15 protein-coding genes are annotated in these 18,687 nt (G+C 61.6%); 7 read left to right on the top strand and 8 right to left on the bottom strand.

The annotated features are described in order from the left end of the window. The first annotated feature begins 59 nt into the window (after window positions 1-59). From tsaE to tsaD, 4 genes are read left to right on the top strand one after another with little or no spacing between them, the layout of a single operon-like run. Window positions 60-518, top strand: a complete 459-nt coding sequence (gene tsaE / locus V1475_RS09750) for a tRNA (adenosine(37)-N6)-threonylcarbamoyltransferase complex ATPase subunit type 1 TsaE (protein ID WP_479412595.1) — start codon at window positions 60-62, stop codon at window positions 516-518. Continuing rightward, window positions 515-1,117, top strand: a complete 603-nt coding sequence (locus V1475_RS09745; RefSeq protein ID WP_479412594.1) for a hypothetical protein — start codon at window positions 515-517, stop codon at window positions 1,115-1,117. Before tsaE ends, V1475_RS09745 begins: the two co-directional genes overlap by 4 nt. Then, the gene (locus tag V1475_RS09740; RefSeq protein WP_479412593.1) at window positions 1,114-1,707 is read left to right on the top strand and encodes an L-threonylcarbamoyladenylate synthase; all 594 of its coding nucleotides are present in this window, start codon (window positions 1,114-1,116) and stop codon (window positions 1,705-1,707) included. The genes V1475_RS09745 and V1475_RS09740 overlap by 4 nt, the downstream gene beginning before the upstream one ends. Beyond that, on the top strand, window positions 1,704-2,696 hold the full coding sequence (gene tsaD, locus V1475_RS09735) for a tRNA (adenosine(37)-N6)-threonylcarbamoyltransferase complex transferase subunit TsaD (RefSeq protein WP_479412592.1): 993 nt from the start codon (window positions 1,704-1,706) through the stop codon (window positions 2,694-2,696). The genes V1475_RS09740 and tsaD overlap by 4 nt, the downstream gene beginning before the upstream one ends. A 5-nt stretch (window positions 2,697-2,701) precedes the next feature. Here the strand turns inward: tsaD and V1475_RS09730 are convergent, their stop codons facing one another. Genes V1475_RS09730 through V1475_RS09715 form a run of 4 tightly spaced genes read right to left on the bottom strand, consistent with a single transcriptional unit; the run spans window position 2,702 to window position 6,640 of the window. Further along, the gene (locus V1475_RS09730; protein ID WP_479412591.1) at window positions 2,702-3,433 is read right to left on the bottom strand and encodes a proteasome-type protease; all 732 of its coding nucleotides are present in this window, start codon (window positions 3,431-3,433) and stop codon (window positions 2,702-2,704) included. Between the two features lie 15 nt (window positions 3,434-3,448). Then, window positions 3,449-4,258: a transglutaminase family protein gene (locus V1475_RS09725; RefSeq protein ID WP_479412590.1), complete on the bottom strand. Its 810-nt coding sequence runs from the start codon at window positions 4,256-4,258 to the stop codon at window positions 3,449-3,451. A 5-nt stretch (window positions 4,259-4,263) separates the two neighbouring features. Then, window positions 4,264-5,205: an alpha-E domain-containing protein gene (locus V1475_RS09720; protein WP_434290912.1), complete on the bottom strand. Its 942-nt coding sequence runs from the start codon at window positions 5,203-5,205 to the stop codon at window positions 4,264-4,266. Window positions 5,206-5,215: 10 nt separating this feature from the next. Then, complete coding sequence (locus tag V1475_RS09715) at window positions 5,216-6,640, bottom strand: circularly permuted type 2 ATP-grasp protein (protein WP_479412589.1); 1,425 nt, start codon at window positions 6,638-6,640, stop codon at window positions 5,216-5,218. Between the two features lie 314 nt (window positions 6,641-6,954). Between V1475_RS09715 and V1475_RS09710 the strand changes: the two genes are divergently transcribed. Both V1475_RS09710 and V1475_RS09705 read left to right on the top strand, forming a co-directional pair. After that, window positions 6,955-9,144, top strand: coding sequence for an NADP-dependent isocitrate dehydrogenase (locus V1475_RS09710; RefSeq protein WP_479412588.1), 2,190 nt, complete (start codon window positions 6,955-6,957; stop codon window positions 9,142-9,144). A gap of 141 nt (window positions 9,145-9,285) precedes the next feature. Then, a complete protein-coding gene (locus tag V1475_RS09705) occupies window positions 9,286-11,355 on the top strand; it encodes a methyl-accepting chemotaxis protein (RefSeq protein WP_479412587.1) in 2,070 nt (689 codons plus the stop codon). 73 nt (window positions 11,356-11,428) lie between these two features. Here the strand turns inward: V1475_RS09705 and V1475_RS09700 are convergent, their stop codons facing one another. Both V1475_RS09700 and V1475_RS09695 read right to left on the bottom strand, forming a co-directional pair. Further along, a complete protein-coding gene (locus tag V1475_RS09700) occupies window positions 11,429-14,698 on the bottom strand; it encodes an efflux RND transporter permease subunit (protein ID WP_479412586.1) in 3,270 nt (1,089 codons plus the stop codon). Continuing rightward, the gene (locus tag V1475_RS09695; RefSeq protein ID WP_479412585.1) at window positions 14,691-15,677 is read right to left on the bottom strand and encodes an efflux RND transporter periplasmic adaptor subunit; all 987 of its coding nucleotides are present in this window, start codon (window positions 15,675-15,677) and stop codon (window positions 14,691-14,693) included. Before V1475_RS09695 ends, V1475_RS09700 begins: the two co-directional genes overlap by 8 nt. A gap of 540 nt (window positions 15,678-16,217) precedes the next feature. On the opposite strand from V1475_RS09695, the gene V1475_RS09690 reads away from it, so the two are divergent. Continuing rightward, window positions 16,218-16,907: a sugar transferase gene (locus V1475_RS09690; RefSeq protein ID WP_479412584.1), complete on the top strand. Its 690-nt coding sequence runs from the start codon at window positions 16,218-16,220 to the stop codon at window positions 16,905-16,907. Window positions 16,908-16,982: 75 nt separating this feature from the next. Here V1475_RS09690 and V1475_RS09685 read toward each other — a convergent pair whose 3' ends face one another. Then, window positions 16,983-18,407, bottom strand: a complete 1,425-nt coding sequence (locus V1475_RS09685) for an ArnT family glycosyltransferase (protein ID WP_479412583.1) — start codon at window positions 18,405-18,407, stop codon at window positions 16,983-16,985. Next, on the bottom strand, window positions 18,373-18,687 hold the full coding sequence (locus V1475_RS09680) for a lipid-A-disaccharide synthase N-terminal domain-containing protein (RefSeq protein ID WP_479412582.1): 315 nt from the start codon (window positions 18,685-18,687) through the stop codon (window positions 18,373-18,375). Before V1475_RS09680 ends, V1475_RS09685 begins: the two co-directional genes overlap by 35 nt.

Below are 18,687 nucleotides of genomic sequence, written 5' to 3'. Positions count from 1 at the left end.
CCCCCATGGACCTTTGGCCCGCTTTGTCCTAAAGCGCTCCCAACATGTGAGAGGTCAAAGTGACTGAGAAACGCATCCCCATCGCCGACGAAGCGGACACCACGCGGATCGCAACCGCGCTGGCCGGTCACCTGCGCGCGGGCGACGTGATCCTGCTCGATGGCGCTCTGGCGGCGGGCAAGACGTTTTTCACCCGCGCTCTGGTGCGTGCGCTCGGCTCCGACGAGGCGGTGACCAGCCCGACCTACACCATCGCCAACATCTACGAGACCCCGCGCGGGCCAGTGTTGCATGTCGATGCCTACCGGCTCAAAGGCGCGCAGGAGTTCTATCACCTCGGCCTCGAAGAGTATTTCGAAACGGGCATCTCGGTGATCGAATGGGGCGAACGGATTGGCGATTTCTTTGATGCGCCGCTGGCGATTCATATCGGCTTTGGCGACACGGAGAGCGCGCGCCTGCTCACGTTCACCTCGGACAGCCCGCGCTGGCCCCCGGTACTGGAGGCACTGTCATGATGCTGACGCTTTTGATTCAGGCTTCGAACGGCGTGCCCTCTCTGGCGCTCGGGCGCGGAGATGCGATTGTCTTCGACAGCGCCGAGGTCGAGGCGCTGTCCGGCTCGCGCGATTACCGGCTGATGTTGGAAACCGGGCTGGGGTCGATCTCTGCGACGCTGGACGAGATCACGCTCATCGCTTGCGACATCGGCCCCGGCGGATTGGGTGTCACCCGCACCGCCGCCGCTTTTGCCAATGCGCTTGGCTTTGCCCGTCGCATTCCGGTTCTGGCGCTGCCTGCGTTCGAATTGCTCGGCACCGAGGTCGCGCGGGACAAACCGGTCGCGATCCTGCGTCGTGCGGCCCGTCCGCATGTGCATTTCGGGGTTTACGCCGGTCATAAACTTGCACTTTACGAACATTGTACGGAGCAGTCCGCGCTGGATCAGCTCTCCGACTTGGAGGATTACGATCTCGCCGGGAATATCGAGGTGGCGGGCCATGCTGCGCCCGTGACCAACAAAGCGACGATGACATGCATGCTGCGGCTGGCTCTGGCCGCGCCACGACCGGAGCTGGATGCACGGGCCTGGCCGATTGTGGAAGTGTTGGAATGATCCCGTCTGCCGAACAGATTGCCGAGGTTCTGGGACAGGGCGGCGTGGTGCTTTTGCCCACCGACACCGTGCTTGGCCTCGCCGCCTCCCCCGCCTTCCCCGAAGCCGTCGACAAGATTTACGCGCTCAAACAACGCCCGCGACAGAAGAACCTGCCGATCATGGTGGCCGATGCCGATCAGATTTTCGAACTGGGGGCGGATGTGTCCTTTGAGGCGGCGAAGCTTCTGGCCAGTCCCTATGTCCCCGGCGCGCTGACGCTGGTGCTGCCGGTCGATACCCTGCGCGCGCCCGCATGGCTCGACGGGCGCAGCGAGATCGCTGTGCGCATTCCGGACAATGAGTTGCTTTTGAACACGCTGCGTCTGGCTGGGCCGCTGATGGTGACGTCCGCCAACCGCTCCGGCGCGGAGACGCCCGCGACCACCGACGATGCACTCGCGCAACTCCATGGCGCGCCCGATCTGACCGTGCCGGGCAAGGGGGCGGCCCCTGCCCCCTCGACCATCGTCAATTGCACCGTTACCCCGGTCGAGATCGAACGCCATGGCGTCGTCTCCGCTGCGCAGATCGCAGAGGTGCTGGCATGAGCGGGCTGATCCTCGGCATCGAGACCTCTTGCGACGACACCTCGGTCGCGCTGGTGGACCGTTCGGGCCATGTTGCGGCGATCAAGACCGTGTCGCAATTCGAGATTCACGAAGCCTTTGGCGGGGTTTACCCGGAACTGGCCTCCCGCGCCCATTTGGAGGCCATCCTGCCGACGATTGAGGCGGTGATGGCGGAGGCTTCGGTCACGCCGAAGGATCTGACCGCCATCGGCGTCACCCGAGGGCCCGGTCTGATCGGGTCGCTGCTGGTTGGGCTGGCGAGTGCGGAAGCGTTGTCGATGGGCTGGGGCGTGCCCGCTTATGGGGTAAACCACCTGCGCGGGCATATTCGCTCGGTCGAGCTTGAGAGCGGACGGACGGAATTTCCCGCGGTGATCATGCTGGTCTCCGGCGGGCATACGTTGATCGCGGAGCTGAAGGACGCGTGGTCCTATCGCCTTCTGGGCACGACGCGCGACGACTCGGTGGGCGAAAGCTATGACAAGGTGGCGCGGATGCTCGATCTCGGCATGCCGGGCGGTCCGGCCATCGACCGGGCGGCCAAGCTCGGCACGCCGGTGCTGCGCCTGCCCCGCCCGATGAAGAACGAGGGCTACGAGTTCTCGTTTTCCGGGCTGAAATCCTCGGTCGCGCGCCATATCGAGCAGCACCCGGAGGTGTCCATCGAGGATATGTCCGCCTCTTTTGTCGCGGCCTGTGTCGATGTGCTGACGGCCAAGGCCGACCGGGCTTTGGCGGAGTGCAAGCCGCGCTCTCTGGTCATCGTTGGCGGGGTCGCCGCCTCGCCGCAGATCCGCGAGGCGATGGGAAAAATGGCCGAAAAACATGGCGCCCAGCTTTGCCTGCCGCCGATGAAATGGGCGACGGACAATGCGGCGATGATCGCCATGGCAACTTGGGATTACGTCGAGCGCGGGCTTCAGCCGGAGTTGATGCCCAAGCCCAATCTCAGCCTTGAGACACCGTAACCGCCTTAAAACGTGAAGCTCGGCAGGCTGTCCATCGCGGATTTGAGCGCCTCGCCCCATCCCGCGGAAATTTCGTGGTAATAGGGATCGTCGGCGCTGATGCGGCGCTGATGGGCGATCTGATAAGTGTCTTTTTCGATCACCTGCAAATCGAACGGCATGCCCACGGACAGGTTCGCCTTCACCGTGCTGTCGAAGGACACGAGCATCAGCTTGACGGCATCCTCGAAAGACATCTGCGGATCATAGGCCCGGATCAGGATCGGCTTGCCGTATTTCGTCTCGCCGATCTGGAAAAACGGGGTTTCCTTGCCGGCTTCAATGAAATTGCCCTCTGGATAGATCAGAAACAGTCGCGGCGGCGAGCCCTTGATCTGACCGCCCAAAAGCACCGTGGCATTGAAAGCGCTGTCGGCGCGCTGGCCCTCGTTGGCATTGGCGGTGATCACGTCCTTGAGCGTTCCGGCCACAAGGCGGGCGACCTGAAACATCGACGGCGCGGTGAGCACATCGGGCTCGCGTTCCGCAGGCGCCTTGGTGCGTTCGTCGAGGATCGAGACCAGCGCCTGCGTCGTCGCCAGATTCCCCGCCGTCATCACGGTCAGGATCCGCTCACCGGGGACTTCCCATGTGAACATCTTCTTGAAGGTGGAAATATTATCGACACCGGCATTGGTCCGGGTGTCAGACATCATCACGAGGCCCTTGTCGAGCATCATCCCCACACAATAGGTCATCGGACCGGTCCGCCTTTATTGTTGCTCTTGGCGTTGCGCCACTTCGATCTCGACGGAAAGAGTTTCCCCGGCCCCGCCGTATCGTGTGCCTGTTACAGGAGCAGCCTGCCGGTAGTCCAGCCCTGTCGCAACACGCACATAGCGTTGATCGGGGCAAATTTCATTAGAAACGTCGAAACCGACCCAGCCGAGCCCCGGCACATGGGCCTCGGCCCAGGCGTGGGTGGCGTCCTGAAGCGTGCGGTCGTCCATCATCAGATAGCCCGACACATAGCGCGCCGGGAAACCCATTTCGCGGGCACAGGCGATGAACACATGGGCGTGGTCCTGACACACGCCCTTGCCTTCGGCCAGCGCCTCCTCGGCGCTCCATTCGGGATGCGAGGCCCCAATTTCGTAGGTAATCGCCTCGCCCACAAGACGCGAGAGCGCGTGCAGACGCTCAAGCTCGCTCTCGCCCTCGACTTTTTTCACAAGAGCGCGCACGCCCGGCCCGGCTTTGGTCAAGGGCGTGACAGTTTCGAACAGCCAGAGCGGCGACGGGCCGGTGTGCGGCCCCACAACGCCATGGTTCTCGGCAATCTCCACCTCGCCCTCGCAGGCCACGATCAGCTCGCGCGTGTCGCGCTCAAAGGACAGAAGCTCCACGAGGTTGTTCATATGATCGTGGTAGCTCAGCTCCTTTTTGCCGCCCTGAACAGAGGTCTCCCAATGGATGACCTCCTGCCCATGGCTGGATTTCGGCGTCTTGCGAAGCTGTTGCAACCCGTAAGTCACCGGGTTTTCAAAGGAATAGCGGGTGGTGTGGCGAATGATCAGGCGCATCGGGCTCACTCGTAGAAACGGTAGTCTTTTTCGATCTGGCCGCCAAGCTGGCCAAAGGCGATCAGAACCGACTGGATATATTCATGCAGACCGCTCTCGAACACGGCATCGATGTCGTGATGCACGAAACGATCCACCAACGCCTGCGCCATGTGATAGGACGGCGTCTCCGCACCGTAATCCGACACCAGATAGCGCAGGTTGTCATGGATTTTCGAGGCGCAGAAATTCAACGAACGCGGCATGCGGCGGTCGAGGATCAGGAATTGCGCGATGTCGCGGGCGTTGACCTGAGACCCGTAGGCCATGCGGAACCCGCCGCGCGCGGATACCGAGCGCAGAATGGTTTCCCAATGCACATTGTCCAGAGACGAACCGACCGACAGCGCGGAGGGCAGCAGCACATAGTATTTCACATCGAGGATGCGCGCCGTGTTGTCGCCACGTTCCAGAAACGTGCCGATGCGGGCGAAATCGTAGATGTCGTTTCTGAGCATCGTGCCATGGGTCGCACCCCGCACCAGAGCGGTGCGTTGCCGGATCAGGCCCAACACCTTGGGCAGGTCGCGTTCCGAAACCTTGCGCGCAAGGATTTCGCGGGCCGCCATGTAACAGCCGTTCATCGCCTCCCAGACCTCGCCGGTGAGCGCGGTGCGCACCATCCGGGCGTTCTGGCGCGCCTCCGAGATGGTCGACAGCACGGAAGACGGGTTGTCTTTCGAGCGCAGCATCCAATCGACCGCCGCCTCTTTGGTCACCTCGTCATGGCCTTCGTTGAACGCATCGAGCACGGAGGCCGATTGCATCACGGAAACCCATTCGTCATCGTCGTCCCCAAGCCGGGTCAGACCGATGCGCTGACCGGTCTCGACGAGGCGCGAGGTGTTTTCGGCCCGCTCCAGATAGCGGAACATCCAGTAGAGGCCGTTTGCGGTTTTGCCCAGCATCGCCATCGCGTCAGTCCTCCAGTACCCAAGTGTCCTTGGTGCCGCCGCCTTGCGACGAGTTCACCACGAGCGAGCCCTTTTTCAGCGCCACGCGGGTGAGACCACCCGGCGTGATGTTGATCCCTTCGGGGCTACAGAGAACAAAGGGCCGAAGATCGACGTGACGCGGCGCAAGCCCCGCCTTGGTGAAGATCGGCACGGTGGAGAGCGAAAGCGTCGGCTGGGCGATGTAATTGCCCGGCTTGTTCATCAGTTTCTTGCGGAACTCGGCGATTTCCTTTTTCGACGAGGTCGGCCCGATCAGCATGCCATAGCCACCGGAGCCATGCACCTCCTTGACGACAAGCTCGGAAAGGTTGTCGAGCACATAGGCCAGGCTGTCGGGGTCCGAACAGCGCCATGTCGGCACGTTCTCGAGGATCGCCTTCTCGCCGGTGTAGAATTCGACGATGTCGGGCATATAGCTGTAGATCGCCTTGTCGTCCGCGATGCCGGTGCCGGGCGCGTTGGCGATGGTGATGCCGCCGGAGCGGTAGACATCCATGATGCCGGGAATGCCCAGCGCGCTTTCCGGGTTGAAATTGAGCGGATCGAGGAAATCGTCATCGACCCGGCGGTAAAGCACGTCAATTGCCCGGTAGCCCTCGGTGGTGCGCATCGCGACGCGGCCATCGACCACCCGAAGATCATGCCCCTCGACCAGCTCGACGCCCATCTGATCGGCGAGGAAGGCGTGTTCGAAATAGGCCGAGTTATAAATCCCCGGCGTCAGAACGGCGACGGTCGGCGTGCCTTCGCAGCGGTTCGGCGCACAGGCGGCCAGCGAGCGGCGCAGGTTGGCCGGGTAGTTCTGCACGGGCTGCACCCGGTTGCGGGAGAACAGCTCCGGGAACATCTGGAGCATCGTCTCGCGGTTCTCCAGCATGTAAGAGACACCCGAGGGCGTGCGCGCATTGTCTTCGAGCACATAGAACTGATCCGGCCCGGTGCGCACCAGATCGATGCCGACGATATGGGTATAGATCCCGCCCGGCGGCATCATCCCGATCATCTGCGGCAAAAACGCCTCGTTGCGCGAGATCATCTCCTGCGGCAGACGCCCGGCCTTGATGATCTCCTGCCGGTTGTAAATGTCGTAAAGAAAGGCGTTGATCGCCCGCACCCGCTGCTCGATCCCCTTGCACAGCTTTTGCCATTCACGCCCGGAAATGATCCGGGGGATGATGTCGAAGGGAATAAGACGTTCCTCGGCCTCGGCCCGGCCGTAAACGTTGAAAGTGATGCCCGTAAGGCGGAAAACCTCTTCCGCCTCGCGTTGTTTTGCACGGAGCCGTTTCAGGTCTTCGTCCTGAAACCAGCCCTGAAATTCCGTGTAGGGTGTGCGCAGCGTATCGTCGCGCCCCCACATCTCATCAAAGATTTGGTCCTCGCTCATAGCTTGAATTTAGAACCTCCCCAGAGAGCTCCACAATCGGATTCGCGCATTCTCCAAAACGATAGCGGTGATCAAATGCGCATTCGCCTGTTTTTTGATCAAACCCCGTTCTCCGGCATTTTCCCGCCCGCCCCCGCGCCTCGTCACACCCCGGAGCGGCCCTGTCAAAGCGCTAGAGCGGGAGACTCAGCGTCGCAGAGCCCATCGGTATACATTCGCACACATTGACTTGAGGCCCCGAACTCGCTACCCGGATTGCCAAGCGCAGACGGGTCCATTTGCCCCGCTGCATATTCGTGACCGTGGAGGACCAAATGGCCGACAAGACCCCCGACATTATCTACACCATCGTGGACGAAGCCCCCGAGCTTGCCCGTGGCTCGCTCCTGCCGATCATCCAGTCTTTCTCCGAGGCCGCGGGTGTGAACGTGGCGACCAAGGACATCTCCCTGGCCGGTCGTATCCTCGCCCTCTTCCCGGAGCTCCTGTCCGACGAACAGCGCGTCTCCGACGATCTCGCGGAACTTGGCGAGCTGGTGAAAACCCCGGACGCCAACGTCATCAAACTGCCGAACATCTCGGCCTCCGTGCCGCAGCTCGAAGCCGCGATCAAGGAACTGCAATCGCAAGGCTACCCGATCCCGGCCTACCCGGCCGATCCGCAGACGGATGAGGAAAAAGCCGTCCGCGCCAAATACGACACCGTCAAAGGCTCCGCCGTGAACCCGGTGCTGCGCGAGGGCAACTCCGACCGCCGCTCCGCCAAGGCCGTGAAAGAATACGCCAAGGCCAACCCGCACCGCATGGGCGAGTGGAAATCCACCTCGAAAACCACCGTCGCCGCAATGCCGGGCGGGGATTTCTTTGCCAATGAGAAAGCCGCGACCATCACCGCCGCTCAGGCCGGTGGCGCGAAAATCGTCTTCACCGCCAAGGATGGCTCCGAGACGGTTCTGAAATCCGGTCTCAAATATCTCGAAGGCGAGATCGTCGACGCGACCTTCATGTCCGCCAAGGCGCTCACCGCCTATATCCGCAAAGAAGTCGCGACCATGGAGCCGGGTGTCCTGTTCTCCGTGCACCTGAAAGCGACGATGATGAAGGTCTCCGACCCGATCATCTTCGGCCATTTCGTGTCTGTCTATCTCGAAGACTTCCTTGCGAAACACGGTGACAAGCTCGACTTCAACCCGAACTCCGGCATCGGCGCGCTCGAGAAACTCATCGCGGGCAATGCCGAGATGGAAGCCGATCTGAAAGCCGCATTGGCGGCCAAACCGGCGATGTACATGGTCGACAGTGACAAAGGCATCACCAACCTGCACGTGCCGTCGGATGTGATCATCGACGCCTCCATGCCCGCCGTGATCAAAGCCGGTGGCATCGGCTGGGGCCCGGATGGCAAAGCCGCCGACACCAAATGCTGCATCCCGGACAACTCCTACGCCTGCGTCTATGACGAGACGGTGGAGTATTTCAAAGAAACCGGTACGCTGGACGTCACCACCTGTGGTGCGGTCTCCAACGTCGGCCTGATGGCGCAGAAAGCCGAGGAATACGGCTCCCACCCGACCACCTTCGAGATGGTGGCCGACGGCACCGTTTCCATCGTTTTGGACAGCGGCGAAGTTCTGCTCTCCAACGAGGTCGAAGCGGGCGACATCTGGCGCTCCTGCACCGCGAAGAAAGCCCCGATCCTCGACTGGATCAAAACCGGCATCGAACGGTTCGACGTCGAAGGCACCGGCGCCTTCTGGCTCGACAAGAACCGTGCGCATGACGCCGAGCTGATCAAATATGTCGAACCGGCGCTCAAGGAAGCGGGCAAAGACATCCCGATCATGGACCCGCGTGCGGCGACCCGGTTCACCTGGGAAGAGATGCGCAAGGGCAAGAACGTCGTGACCATCACCGGCAACGTGCTGCGCGATTACCTCACCGACCTGTTCCCGATCTTGGAGCTTGGCACTTCCGCCAAGATGCTTTCCATCGTGAAACTGATGAACGGTGGCGGCCTCTTCGAAACCGGTGCCGGTGGTTCCGCGCCGAAGCACGTTCAGCAGGTTCAGGAAGAAAACCACCTGCGTTGGGACAGCCTTGGCGAGTTCTGCGCCCTGGGTGAAAGCTACAACTTCCTCGCCTCCTCGAAATCCATGCCGAAAGCCGCCGTGCTGGGTGCTGCTGTCGAGGTCGCGACCCAGAAGCTGCTCCTCGAGAACAAATCGCCGGAGCGTAAAGTCGGTCAGAACGACAACCGCTCCTCGCATTACTGGTTCGCCCGCTACTGGGCCGAAGCTCTGGCCGCTCAAGGCGACGACGCCGAGCTGGCCGCGCATTTCGCCCCCATCGCGAAAGAGCTGGCCGACAAGGAATCGGTCATCCTCGGCGAACTGAAAGCAGAGGAAGGCAAACCCGCCGATATGGGCGGTTACTACCACGCCGACCCGGCCAAAGTGGCCGCGATCATGCGCCCCTCGGCCACGCTCAATGCGATCATCGGCTGATCAGTCGCTTGAAATCACAGGAAAAGGGCGCCCTTCACGGCGCCCTTTTTCGTGGCGCTCCCGGGTCCCTGCGCGTTTAAACCATTCGGTAAGATGGATTGCGTAAAGTCTCTGGCAAATCCCAGAACCAGGACTGCCGGTATGCTCGCCATTTTCAACAGGTCACGTGACGCCAAACCCAAATCGCTCTCCCCGCTTGAGGAAGTGCTTGAGGAGACCCATGTGGTCGTGACCTGCGCCCCCGATGGCACCATTCTCTCAGTGAACGATCTGTTTTGCGAGACCACCGGCTACACGGCCGAAGAAGCGATCGGCAAGGATTACAGCTTCTTCGTGCGCACCAAGGACAAACAGACCGCCTCCGAGCTTTGGGCCAGCGTCCGCGCCGGCAAGATCCACAAGGGCATCGCACCCCGTCTGAACAAGGCGGGCGAAGAGATCTGGTTCTCCGCCACCTATAGCCCGCATCGGGACAAGGACGGCAAGATCGACGCGATCTATGTCATCGGGCGCGAGATTTCCGAAATGCATCTCAAACGCCGGGACAACCGCTCGAAAGAGGACGCGATCAAGCGCTCGATGGCCTATATCGAGTTCGATCTCACCGGCAATATCATCTGGGCCAACAATCTGTTTCTCGACGCGACCGGCTACACGCTCGAGGAGATTCGCGGCCAACAGCACCGGATGTTCATGCCGAAGGGCGAAGCGGGCACTCAGGCCTATCGCGATTTCTGGGAGCGTCTCGCGAAGGGGTCATCCGAGAAAGGTCAGGTCAAACGCATCGGCAAGAGCGGCAATATTCTCTGGCTCGAATCCACCTACGAAACCCTGATCGACCCGGAAGGGCGGCCTTTCAAAGTGGTGAAATACGCCTTCGACATCACCAACGCCAAGAACATGGAGGCCGACGCCCGTGGCCAGATCGACGCGATCCAGAAGGTGCAGGCCGTCATCGAATTCACGCCCGATGGGACGATCACGCGCGTCAACAAGATTTTCTGCGACGTCATGGGCTATTCCGAACCGGAACTCGTCGGCAAACATCACTCCCTCTTCGTCGAACCTGCCTACGCCGCCTCCGCCGATTACAAGACCTTCTGGGACAAGCTGCGCCGGGGCGAAGCGCTCAGCGACGAATATGTGCGCCTTGGCAAGGGCGGCAAAAGGGTCACCATCCGCGCCAGTTACAACCCGATCTGCAATGCTGCGGGAGAGGTTGTGAAAGTCGTGAAATTCGCCGTCGACACCACTATTTACCGTCTGACCGCCGACACGCTCATGGCCGGGCTCGATCATCTCTCCAAGGGCGATCTGTCCGTCCGGCTCGACCAGCACCTGGGCGAATTCGACGACATCCGCGTCAATTTCAACGCCACGATCTCGCGGCTGCGCGAGATTGTCGGCGGCATTGCCGACGGCGCGCAACTGGTCAAATCGGAAGCCGATTCCATCGGTCAGGCCACCGACGATCTGGCGCGCCGCACCGAACATCAGGCGGCGACCCTCGAGGAAAGCGCCGCCGCCCTAGATCAACTCGTCGCCTCGGTCAAAGGCGTCGCCGAAACCGCAAGTCAGGTCCAGAGCCGCTCCGGCGAGGCCCGCAACCACACGGTGCAGGCCGGTGACGTGGTCGACCGCGCCATCACCGCCATGGACGAGATCGAAACCTCCTCGAAACAGGTGGCCTCGATCACCTCCGTGATCGACGACATCGCCTTTCAGACCAACCTTCTGGCGCTCAACGCGGGTGTCGAAGCGGCACGCGCCGGTGAGGCCGGTCGCGGTTTTGCCGTCGTCGCCTCCGAAGTCCGCGCGCTGGCGCAACGCTCCTCGGAGGCCGCGCGCGAGATTGCCACCCTGATCTCCACCGCCACCGCACAGGTCTCCGGCGGCGTCGAACTGGTCCGAGAGGCCGGGGCCGCGCTGGGTCGTATCCGGGAGGTGGCCGAAAAAATCCATGAAGGCATCGCACAGGTGGCGACCTCGACCACGGAACAGGCCACCGGCTTGGGCGAGCTCAGCTCGGCGATCAACCAGCTCGACCAGACGACCCAGCAGAACGCCGCCATGTCCGAGGAAACCAACGCCGCGACGGTCAACCTGCGCAACAATGTCGGCACGATGGAAGAAGACCTGTCCTTCTTCTCTGTCGTTTCAGACGTGCCCTCCTCCCTCCAGTCGCCCCCCTCCTTTGCCCGCAGCGCCTGAGACCTCTCCTCAAAACGCGCGTGAAAAAGGGGAGCGCCTTGCGCTCCCCTCCATCTTGTCAGCTCTGCCGCTCTTACATCTTGAAGATGCGATAGATCGCCGGGATCACCAGAACCGTCAAAGCGGTCGAGGTCAGAAGCCCGAAGAACAGCGAGATCGCGAGCCCCTGGAAGATCGGATCGGCAAGGATCACCGCCGCACCGATCATCGCCGCCACTGCGGTCAGAAGGATCGGCTTGAACCGCGTCGCACCGGCCTCGATCAGTATCTCCTCCGTCACCTTACCCTGATCATCGGCATTGCGAATGAAATCGACCAACAGGATCGAGTTCCGCACGATGATCCCCGCCAAAGCGATGAAACCGATCATCGACGGCGCGGAGAATGGCGCGCCAAACAGCCAGTGCCCGATGATGATGCCGAGGAAGGTCAGCGGCACCGGCGTCAGGATCACCAGCGGCAGGCGGAAGGAGCCGAACTGCGCCACCACGAGGATGTAAATCCCCAGAAGCGCCACACCGAAGGCCGCCCCCATGTCGCGGAACGTGACCCAAGTCACCTCCCACTCGCCATCCCACAAAAGCACCGGCTTCGACGTATCGGTCGGCTGACCGTGCAACGAAATCTCCGGTTTCATCCCCTCGGGCCAGTCCATCTCGTCGAGCTTGTCGGCCACGGCCAGCATGCCGTAAAGCGGCGCCTCATAGGCCCCGGCCAGTTCGGCCTGAACCATTTCCGCGTCATAACCGTTGTGCCGGAAAATCGGGTAGGAAGTTTTCTCCTCCGTCAGTTCCATCACATCACCGAGCTCGACCACGCCACGCCCGCCGGGCAGCGCATCGGCCGGAACCGGCGTCGACAGCGCCGCCGCATCCATCACGCGATCGGATTTGTCCCGCCCGACCACGATCGGGATCGGACGACGCCCTTCGCCGCGATGCGAATAGCCCACCGTCGTATAGCTGTTGAGATATTGCATCGTGTCCGCGGCATCGGATTCGGCCACCTGATAGAAATTGAGGTCCGACGGCTTCATCTCGGCCCGCACACGGCGCGCCTGTTCGCCATAGCTGTCGTCGGTGTCGACGATGAAGTCGACGCTCTCGAAAGCTTCGCGCACCTTGTCGGCCACGTCGCGACGGGTCTGCGGATCGGGTCCGTAGACCTCGGCGAGAAGTGTCGAGATCACCGGCGGCCCCGGCGGCGGTTCAACCACTTTCATCGCCGTACCCGGCGGCACAGTGATGCCCTCGAGCAGCATCTGGCGCAGTTCAAGCGCGATGTCATGCGAGGTCCGGTCCCGCTCGCCTTTCGGCAGGAGCTTGATCTGCACTTCGCCCATCTGCGGATATTCCCGCAAATAGTAGTGCCGCACGAGGCCGTTGAAGTTGAACGCCCCCGGCGTGCCCGCATGGGTCTGGGCCGAGATCACCTCCGGCAGGGTCATGGCGAGACGTCCCGCCTCCTGCGCCACCGCATCGGTCGCCTCGACCGAGGAGCCCTCGGGCAGGTCGATCATCACGGACAGCTCGGATTTGTTGTCGAACGGCAGGAGTTTCACCGTGACATGCTTGGTATAAAGCGCGCCGAGCGAGCCGAAGGACAGCACGATCACGACGATCAGGAAGATCCAGGCATGGCCTTTTGTGTGCAGGATCGGGCGCGCAATACGGGCGTAGAACTTGCCGAGCTTGCCACCGGGCACCTCGCCTTCCGCATGTTCGCCGTCATGATGCAGCTCCGCCCGGCCCGCGATTTTCAGCATGAGCCAGGGCGTGATCATCACCGCCACGAAGAAGGAAAAGATCATCGCGGCCGAAGCGTTCGCCGGGATCGGTGACATGTAGGGGCCCATCATGCCCGACACGAACAGCATCGGCAAAAGCGCCACCACCACGGTGAGCGTCGCGACGATGGTCGGGTTGCCGACCTCGGCCACGGCGGCCACGGCGGCCCCGAACCGGTTCTGCCCCGGACGCTTCAGCCCCCAGTGCCGCGCGATGTTTTCGATCACCACGATGGCGTCGTCGACAAGAATCCCGATGGCGAAAATCAGCGCGAAAAGCGACACGCGGTTGAGCGTATAGCCCATGATATAAGAGGCAAAGAGCGTCAGAAGGATGGTCACCGGGATCACGATGGCGACCACGATGGCTTCGCGCCAGCCGATGGCGATCAGCACAAGGCCGACGATGGAGAGCGTCGCAAGCCCCAGGTGGAACAGCAGTTCGTTGGCCTTTTCATTGGCGGTTTCGCCATAGTCGCGGGTCACCTCGACAGAGACGCTGTCGGGAATGATTTCGCCCTTCATCGCCTCGACCCGGTGCAGAATTTCATCGGCCACGATCACGGCGTTGGCGCCTGCCCGTTTGGCAATCGCCAGCGTCACAGCCGGACGGCGGACAATCGGCGCGTCGAGATCGACGGTCGCGTGTTCGCCCTCCCCCGCCTCTTCCGCGCCTTCGCGCGTCAGGGTCGCAACATATTGCTCGTCGAGATCGGAGACGAAGGCGACATCGGCGACGTCGCGCACATAGACCGTGCGCCCGTCACGAGCGGTCAGTTCGAGATTGCCGATCTCCTCGGGCGTGGTCAGCGTCTTGCCGACGATCAGGCCGATCTGTTCGCCGCCATCGCGGATCGTGTCGGTCGGGGCGGCGGAGTTCGCGCCCTGCACCTTGGAGACGAGCTGCTGCACGGTGATGCCGTAAAGCGCAAGTTTCTCAGGATCGGGGGCGACGCGCAGCGCCTCGTCCGTGCCGCCGATGACATAGGTCAGCCCGACGTTCTCGATCTGCGCGAGACGGGTTTCGACCTCTTTCACCACACGGGTGAGATCGGCCGCATTCATGTCCGGGTTGTTGTCGTTGGGCGAGAAGGTCAGCGCCACGATGGCGACATCGTTGATGCCGCGCCCGACCACCAGAGGCTCCTCGATCCCGACCGGCAGCCGGTCGTAATTCGCCATGATCCGGTCGCGCACCCGCACGATGGCGGTCTCGGACGGAACACCCACTTCGAAGCGGGCGGTGACCATGACCGTGTCGTCATTGCTCTGGGAATAGACGTGTTCGACCTCATCGATGCCCTTGACGATGGTCTCCAAAGGCTCGGTCACAAGCTTCAGCCCGTCCTGTGCCTTGAGGCCCGGCGTGCTGACGTGAATGTCCACGAGGGGCACAGAGATTTGCGGCTCCTCTTCGCGCGGCAGAGAGATCAGCGCGATCATCCCCACGGCCAGAGCGGCCAAGAGGAACAGCGGGGTCAATGGGGAGAGAATGAAAGAACGGGTCAACCGCCCGGCAATGCCGAGCGAGCCCGTCGGTCCGTGCGGATTACTCATGGGACGTCACCACCACATCGCCGACAGACAGCCCGCTCAGGATTTCCACATAGTCGCCATCTTCGAGATGCACCGTATTGCCCGGCACGACCACGCGCTCAGAAGCATGGCCATGGGTCTCGACCGTGACGAAATCGAGCCCGCCTTCCTGCGACAGCGCCGCCAGCGGCACCAGAAGCGCCTCATGACTGCCGACGGGCAAGCGCACCTGAACCCGGCGACCGATGAAGCTGGCGTCCAGCCCCTCGACCTCGACATCCGCCTCGACCCGGCCGCTTTCGATCAGCGGATAAATCTTGGCCAGTTTGCCCTCACGGGTTCCGCCGGTCTCGTAAATCTCGATCGCATCGCCTTCCTTGAGGTTGTCGGCATAGCGCTCCGACACCCCGAGACGCAGATAGGCGTTGCCTGCGGCGATGGTCGCCACCTCCTCGCCCGACATGATCACCGCCCCGCGCGACACCGGCACGTCGATCACCACCCCGTCCTTGGGGGCAAGCACCTCGCCCTCCTCGATTTGGCGCGAAACGACCTGACGGTCGGCTTTCAGCGCGGTGATTTCCCCCTCCAGCACATTCACATTGGTCTGAAGCGCCTGAAGGCTCGAAGTCGAAATCACCCCGCGCTCGGACAGGGACTGACCGCGGGTCAGATCGTCCTGCGCTTTTTCAAGCTGGGAGGCATAGGAGGTGAGCTGCGCGTCGATGCCCTCGATCTGAAACTGCAACTTGGTGTCTTCGATCAACGCGACGCGCTGACCCGCCGTCACGAGATCGCCTTCGGTCACGTCCAGCGTGGTGATCGTTCCCCCGATCCGCGCACGCGCCGGAACCTGATCCCGGGTCTCGACTTCGGCATACACCGGCTTCCACTCCGTCACTGTTTGTGGCGACAGCGTGAGGGTTTCCGACAGGGCGGGACTTCCGGCCAGGACCATTCCCGGCAGAAGCGTCATCGTAAGCATAAAGGCGCGGCGCATTTGGACCTCTGTTCTGAGAAACGGTCTTTGCCCCCTCAGGCGCGGACCTGACATTCAATTTATTGCATATGTAGCAAATTCCTTACCATACGCAAGTATACTGTTGATCGGAAAATATGACAGGACATTCGCCCGGATTGCGGTCATCTCTCTGGCCCCTCTCTCATGCCGGAAGTCCGCGCGCGCAAACGCCGCAACGCAGCACTCCCAGCGCGCCCACGCGACATCTTCTCCGCCGCACCGAATCGCACACCTGCTTCGGATCATCTTTACGGCACGGTCGTTAACCATGATCTGGTCACAAACCACTCATTTTCCCATTGATTTTCGGCATAAAATTGCCGAAACGATAAAAAATGTATCGCCTGACGTTAATTATCCTCCGCTCAAACGTTGTTCTCATATGATCGTGACAAAAACACGCTAAGGTAGATTACGCAGTGCAGCATGGCTGCTCGTAACCTGCGCCTCCAGAGGACGGAAAGGCGGGACGATCCTGCAACTGAACGATTGATCGCATAACGATTTAAAGGCTGAAAAATGACATATGTTTCCAAGTCCAATCAAGACTTCGCATCAACGACAAATGTCTCCTCCGCCACGCCGGTGACCTTCTCCTTTTACCGCAGCCTGGGAAAACGCACGTTCGACATTCTGTTTTTGCTGTTGGTCACGCCCATGGTGCTGCCGGTGATCCTCATCCTGGCCGCTTTCGTCAAACTCGATGGCGGCCCCGCCTTTTATGCCCAGAGCCGGGTCGGTCGGAACGGCAAGGTATTCCAGTTCTACAAACTGCGCTCCATGCATATCAATGCCGACGAACTGCTGGTCAAACTGTGTCGGGAAAACCCCGCGATCGCGGAGGAATGGCAGACCTACCAGAAACTGCGCCACGACCCCCGGATCACGAAAATCGGCCATTTCATCCGCAAAACCTCACTCGACGAACTGCCGCAACTTCTGAACATTTTCAAAGGCGATATGAGCTTTGTCGGCCCCCGTCCCTTTCTGCCCGCGCAGCAAATGATGTACGAAGCCGCCAAGGGGGAGGCCTATTTCCGGCTCCGTCCCGGCCTAACCGGCGTCTGGCAGGTGTCCGGTCGTGGCGAAAGCAGCTTTGTCGCCCGTGTGCGTTACGACAATCTCTATGATCGCAAGCTCAGCTTTCTGGCCGATATGGCCCTGATCCTGCGCACGATCACCGTCGTCCTTAAATCCACCGGCCACTGACACTCTGCGATCCATCGCGGAGATCAGTCCCAAAACTCACCAGAGCCCCCGAGGATAGGCGCGCTGAGCGCATATTTACGGGGTTTCGCGCAAGCACTCCGCTGCGACTCGCCCGATCTTTACCCGACGACCGGCATAAATTCCGCTCAGATCGAGCCCTTCGAGGGGCGCGGCATCACAGGGCAATGTCCCTGTCACGACCACCAAGACCTCACCGGTGATACTGTCCGGCAGCGCTTGGTTCTGCGCATAATAGCTCGACGCGCGCCCGGTCTCCGGCATGGCATAAAGCGCAACCTCACGCTCCCGCCCGGTGTAGAACAGATCGGCAAGAATATCGCGATTGCCGGTCACGACCGGAAGCTCCTCCGCCAGATCGAGAATGCTCTCCGAGAGGGCATGGCGACCGAGATAGCGCTCCAGAACCGGCTTGCCGCCGATCTCCGGCCAGGGCGCGAGCACGATCAGCACCGGCAGGCTCAGCGACAGCACCAAATTGAGCGACAGCGCCACGATCCGCCAGAACCGTGTCATGACGGTAACCGCAAGGATCGTGCCCGCGAAATAGGTCGCGATTGCCCAGTTGGCATAGGCCTGATCCAGCAGCGCCTGCACGCTCACCACCACAAGCGCCGGAAGAGAGAACAGCACCAGTGCCGGACGCAGCCCGCCGCGCGGGCGCAAATAGGCGAGGATCAGTGCACCCATGGTCACCGGGCCGAACACCCCGAACTGGCTGGCGAGGAAGGTCGCCAGAGAACCGAGATCGAACGCCGCGCCATCGCGCACCCAACCGGCATTGTCCATCGTATGCGCCACGGTGGTCAGGTCATGCGACAGGTTCCAGAGCACATTCGGCGAGATCACGACCGCGAAAGCCAGGATCATCAGCCCGAGATTGCGCCAACCGGGGCGCAGCGCAGGCTGGCTCAGCATCACGAGCGCCGAGCCCACAAGAAAATAAATCCCCGCATATTTCGCCATAAAGGCAAACCCGGCGAAGAGACCGACCGCGAGCGCATCCCCTGCCCGGCGCGTCTCAGCGGTGCGAAAGAAGAACAGCAGAGCGGCGGCATAGAACGGTGCCATGACGGTGTCGGTGGAGATCATCACCGAGCCAAGCGCCACGAACGGCAGGCTCAGGTAAATCGCCACGGTCCAAAGCGCAGCAGCGCGCCCCTGAACGCGCGCCGCGAGCGCCCCAAGCAAAAGCGCCGTGATGCCGTGCAGCACCGCTCCGGGCATCCGCACCCAGAAGGCCGCATCGGAGCCCGCCAGATCGGTGACCAGACGGATCACCCAACCGATCAGCGGCGGTTTAGAATAATAGCCGAAATCGAGGTTCTGGCCCCAGAACCAATATTGCACCTCATCGACGAACAGGTCCGTCCCGTCGAAAGCCAGTGCCATAAGCCGCAGCCCAACCGCCACGGTGACAAAGACCAATGCCTGCGGCAACCAGCCCTTAATCGGCGTCTTTTGTCGCGCGTCGGTTTGCATAGATCAGCCAGAGATTGCGGGAATAGATGATCACGCCAAGCGACTGGCCCAGCACGAAGACCGGGTCCTTGCGATATAGCGCATAGGCAAACAGCATCAGTCCGCCGACGAGAGAAAAATACCAGAACGCAATCGGGATCACCGAATTCTTCGCCCGCTCGGAGGCGATCCACTGCAACAGGAAACGTGCGGTGAACATGAGCTGCGCCGACAGCCCGAAGAGCACCCACCAAAGCTCCGCCGTCGTGTCCACATGCAGGATCGTCATCAACCATTGCAT

Source organism: Celeribacter sp. SCSIO 80838 (assembly GCF_056498065.1).
Note: the sequence above shows the minus strand (reverse complement) of the source record. Positions and strands in the feature narration are given on the sequence as shown.

What these genes read in the sequence shown, in the direction of transcription:
- V1475_RS09720 (WP_434290912.1), bottom strand. Translation starts at nt 5,205, where the DNA reads ATGCTGGGCAAAACCGCAAACGGCCTCTACTGGATGTTCCGCTATCTG.
- V1475_RS09745 (WP_479412594.1), top strand. Translation starts at nt 515, where the DNA reads ATGATGCTGACGCTTTTGATTCAGGCTTCGAACGGCGTGCCCTCTCTG.
- V1475_RS09680 (WP_479412582.1), bottom strand. Translation starts at nt 18,687, where the DNA reads ATGCAATGGTTGATGACGATCCTGCATGTGGACACGACGGCGGAGCTT.
- V1475_RS09700 (WP_479412586.1), bottom strand. Translation starts at nt 14,698, where the DNA reads ATGAGTAATCCGCACGGACCGACGGGCTCGCTCGGCATTGCCGGGCGG.
- V1475_RS09690 (WP_479412584.1), top strand. Translation starts at nt 16,218, where the DNA reads ATGACATATGTTTCCAAGTCCAATCAAGACTTCGCATCAACGACAAAT.
- V1475_RS09730 (WP_479412591.1), bottom strand. Translation starts at nt 3,433, where the DNA reads ATGACCTATTGTGTGGGGATGATGCTCGACAAGGGCCTCGTGATGATG.
- V1475_RS09710 (WP_479412588.1), top strand. Translation starts at nt 6,955, where the DNA reads ATGGCCGACAAGACCCCCGACATTATCTACACCATCGTGGACGAAGCC.
- V1475_RS09685 (WP_479412583.1), bottom strand. Translation starts at nt 18,407, where the DNA reads ATGCAAACCGACGCGCGACAAAAGACGCCGATTAAGGGCTGGTTGCCG.
- V1475_RS09695 (WP_479412585.1), bottom strand. Translation starts at nt 15,677, where the DNA reads ATGCGCCGCGCCTTTATGCTTACGATGACGCTTCTGCCGGGAATGGTC.
- V1475_RS09715 (WP_479412589.1), bottom strand. Translation starts at nt 6,640, where the DNA reads ATGAGCGAGGACCAAATCTTTGATGAGATGTGGGGGCGCGACGATACG.
- V1475_RS09705 (WP_479412587.1), top strand. Translation starts at nt 9,286, where the DNA reads ATGCTCGCCATTTTCAACAGGTCACGTGACGCCAAACCCAAATCGCTC.
- V1475_RS09740 (WP_479412593.1), top strand. Translation starts at nt 1,114, where the DNA reads ATGATCCCGTCTGCCGAACAGATTGCCGAGGTTCTGGGACAGGGCGGC.
- tsaD (WP_479412592.1), top strand. Translation starts at nt 1,704, where the DNA reads ATGAGCGGGCTGATCCTCGGCATCGAGACCTCTTGCGACGACACCTCG.
- V1475_RS09725 (WP_479412590.1), bottom strand. Translation starts at nt 4,258, where the DNA reads ATGCGCCTGATCATTCGCCACACCACCCGCTATTCCTTTGAAAACCCG.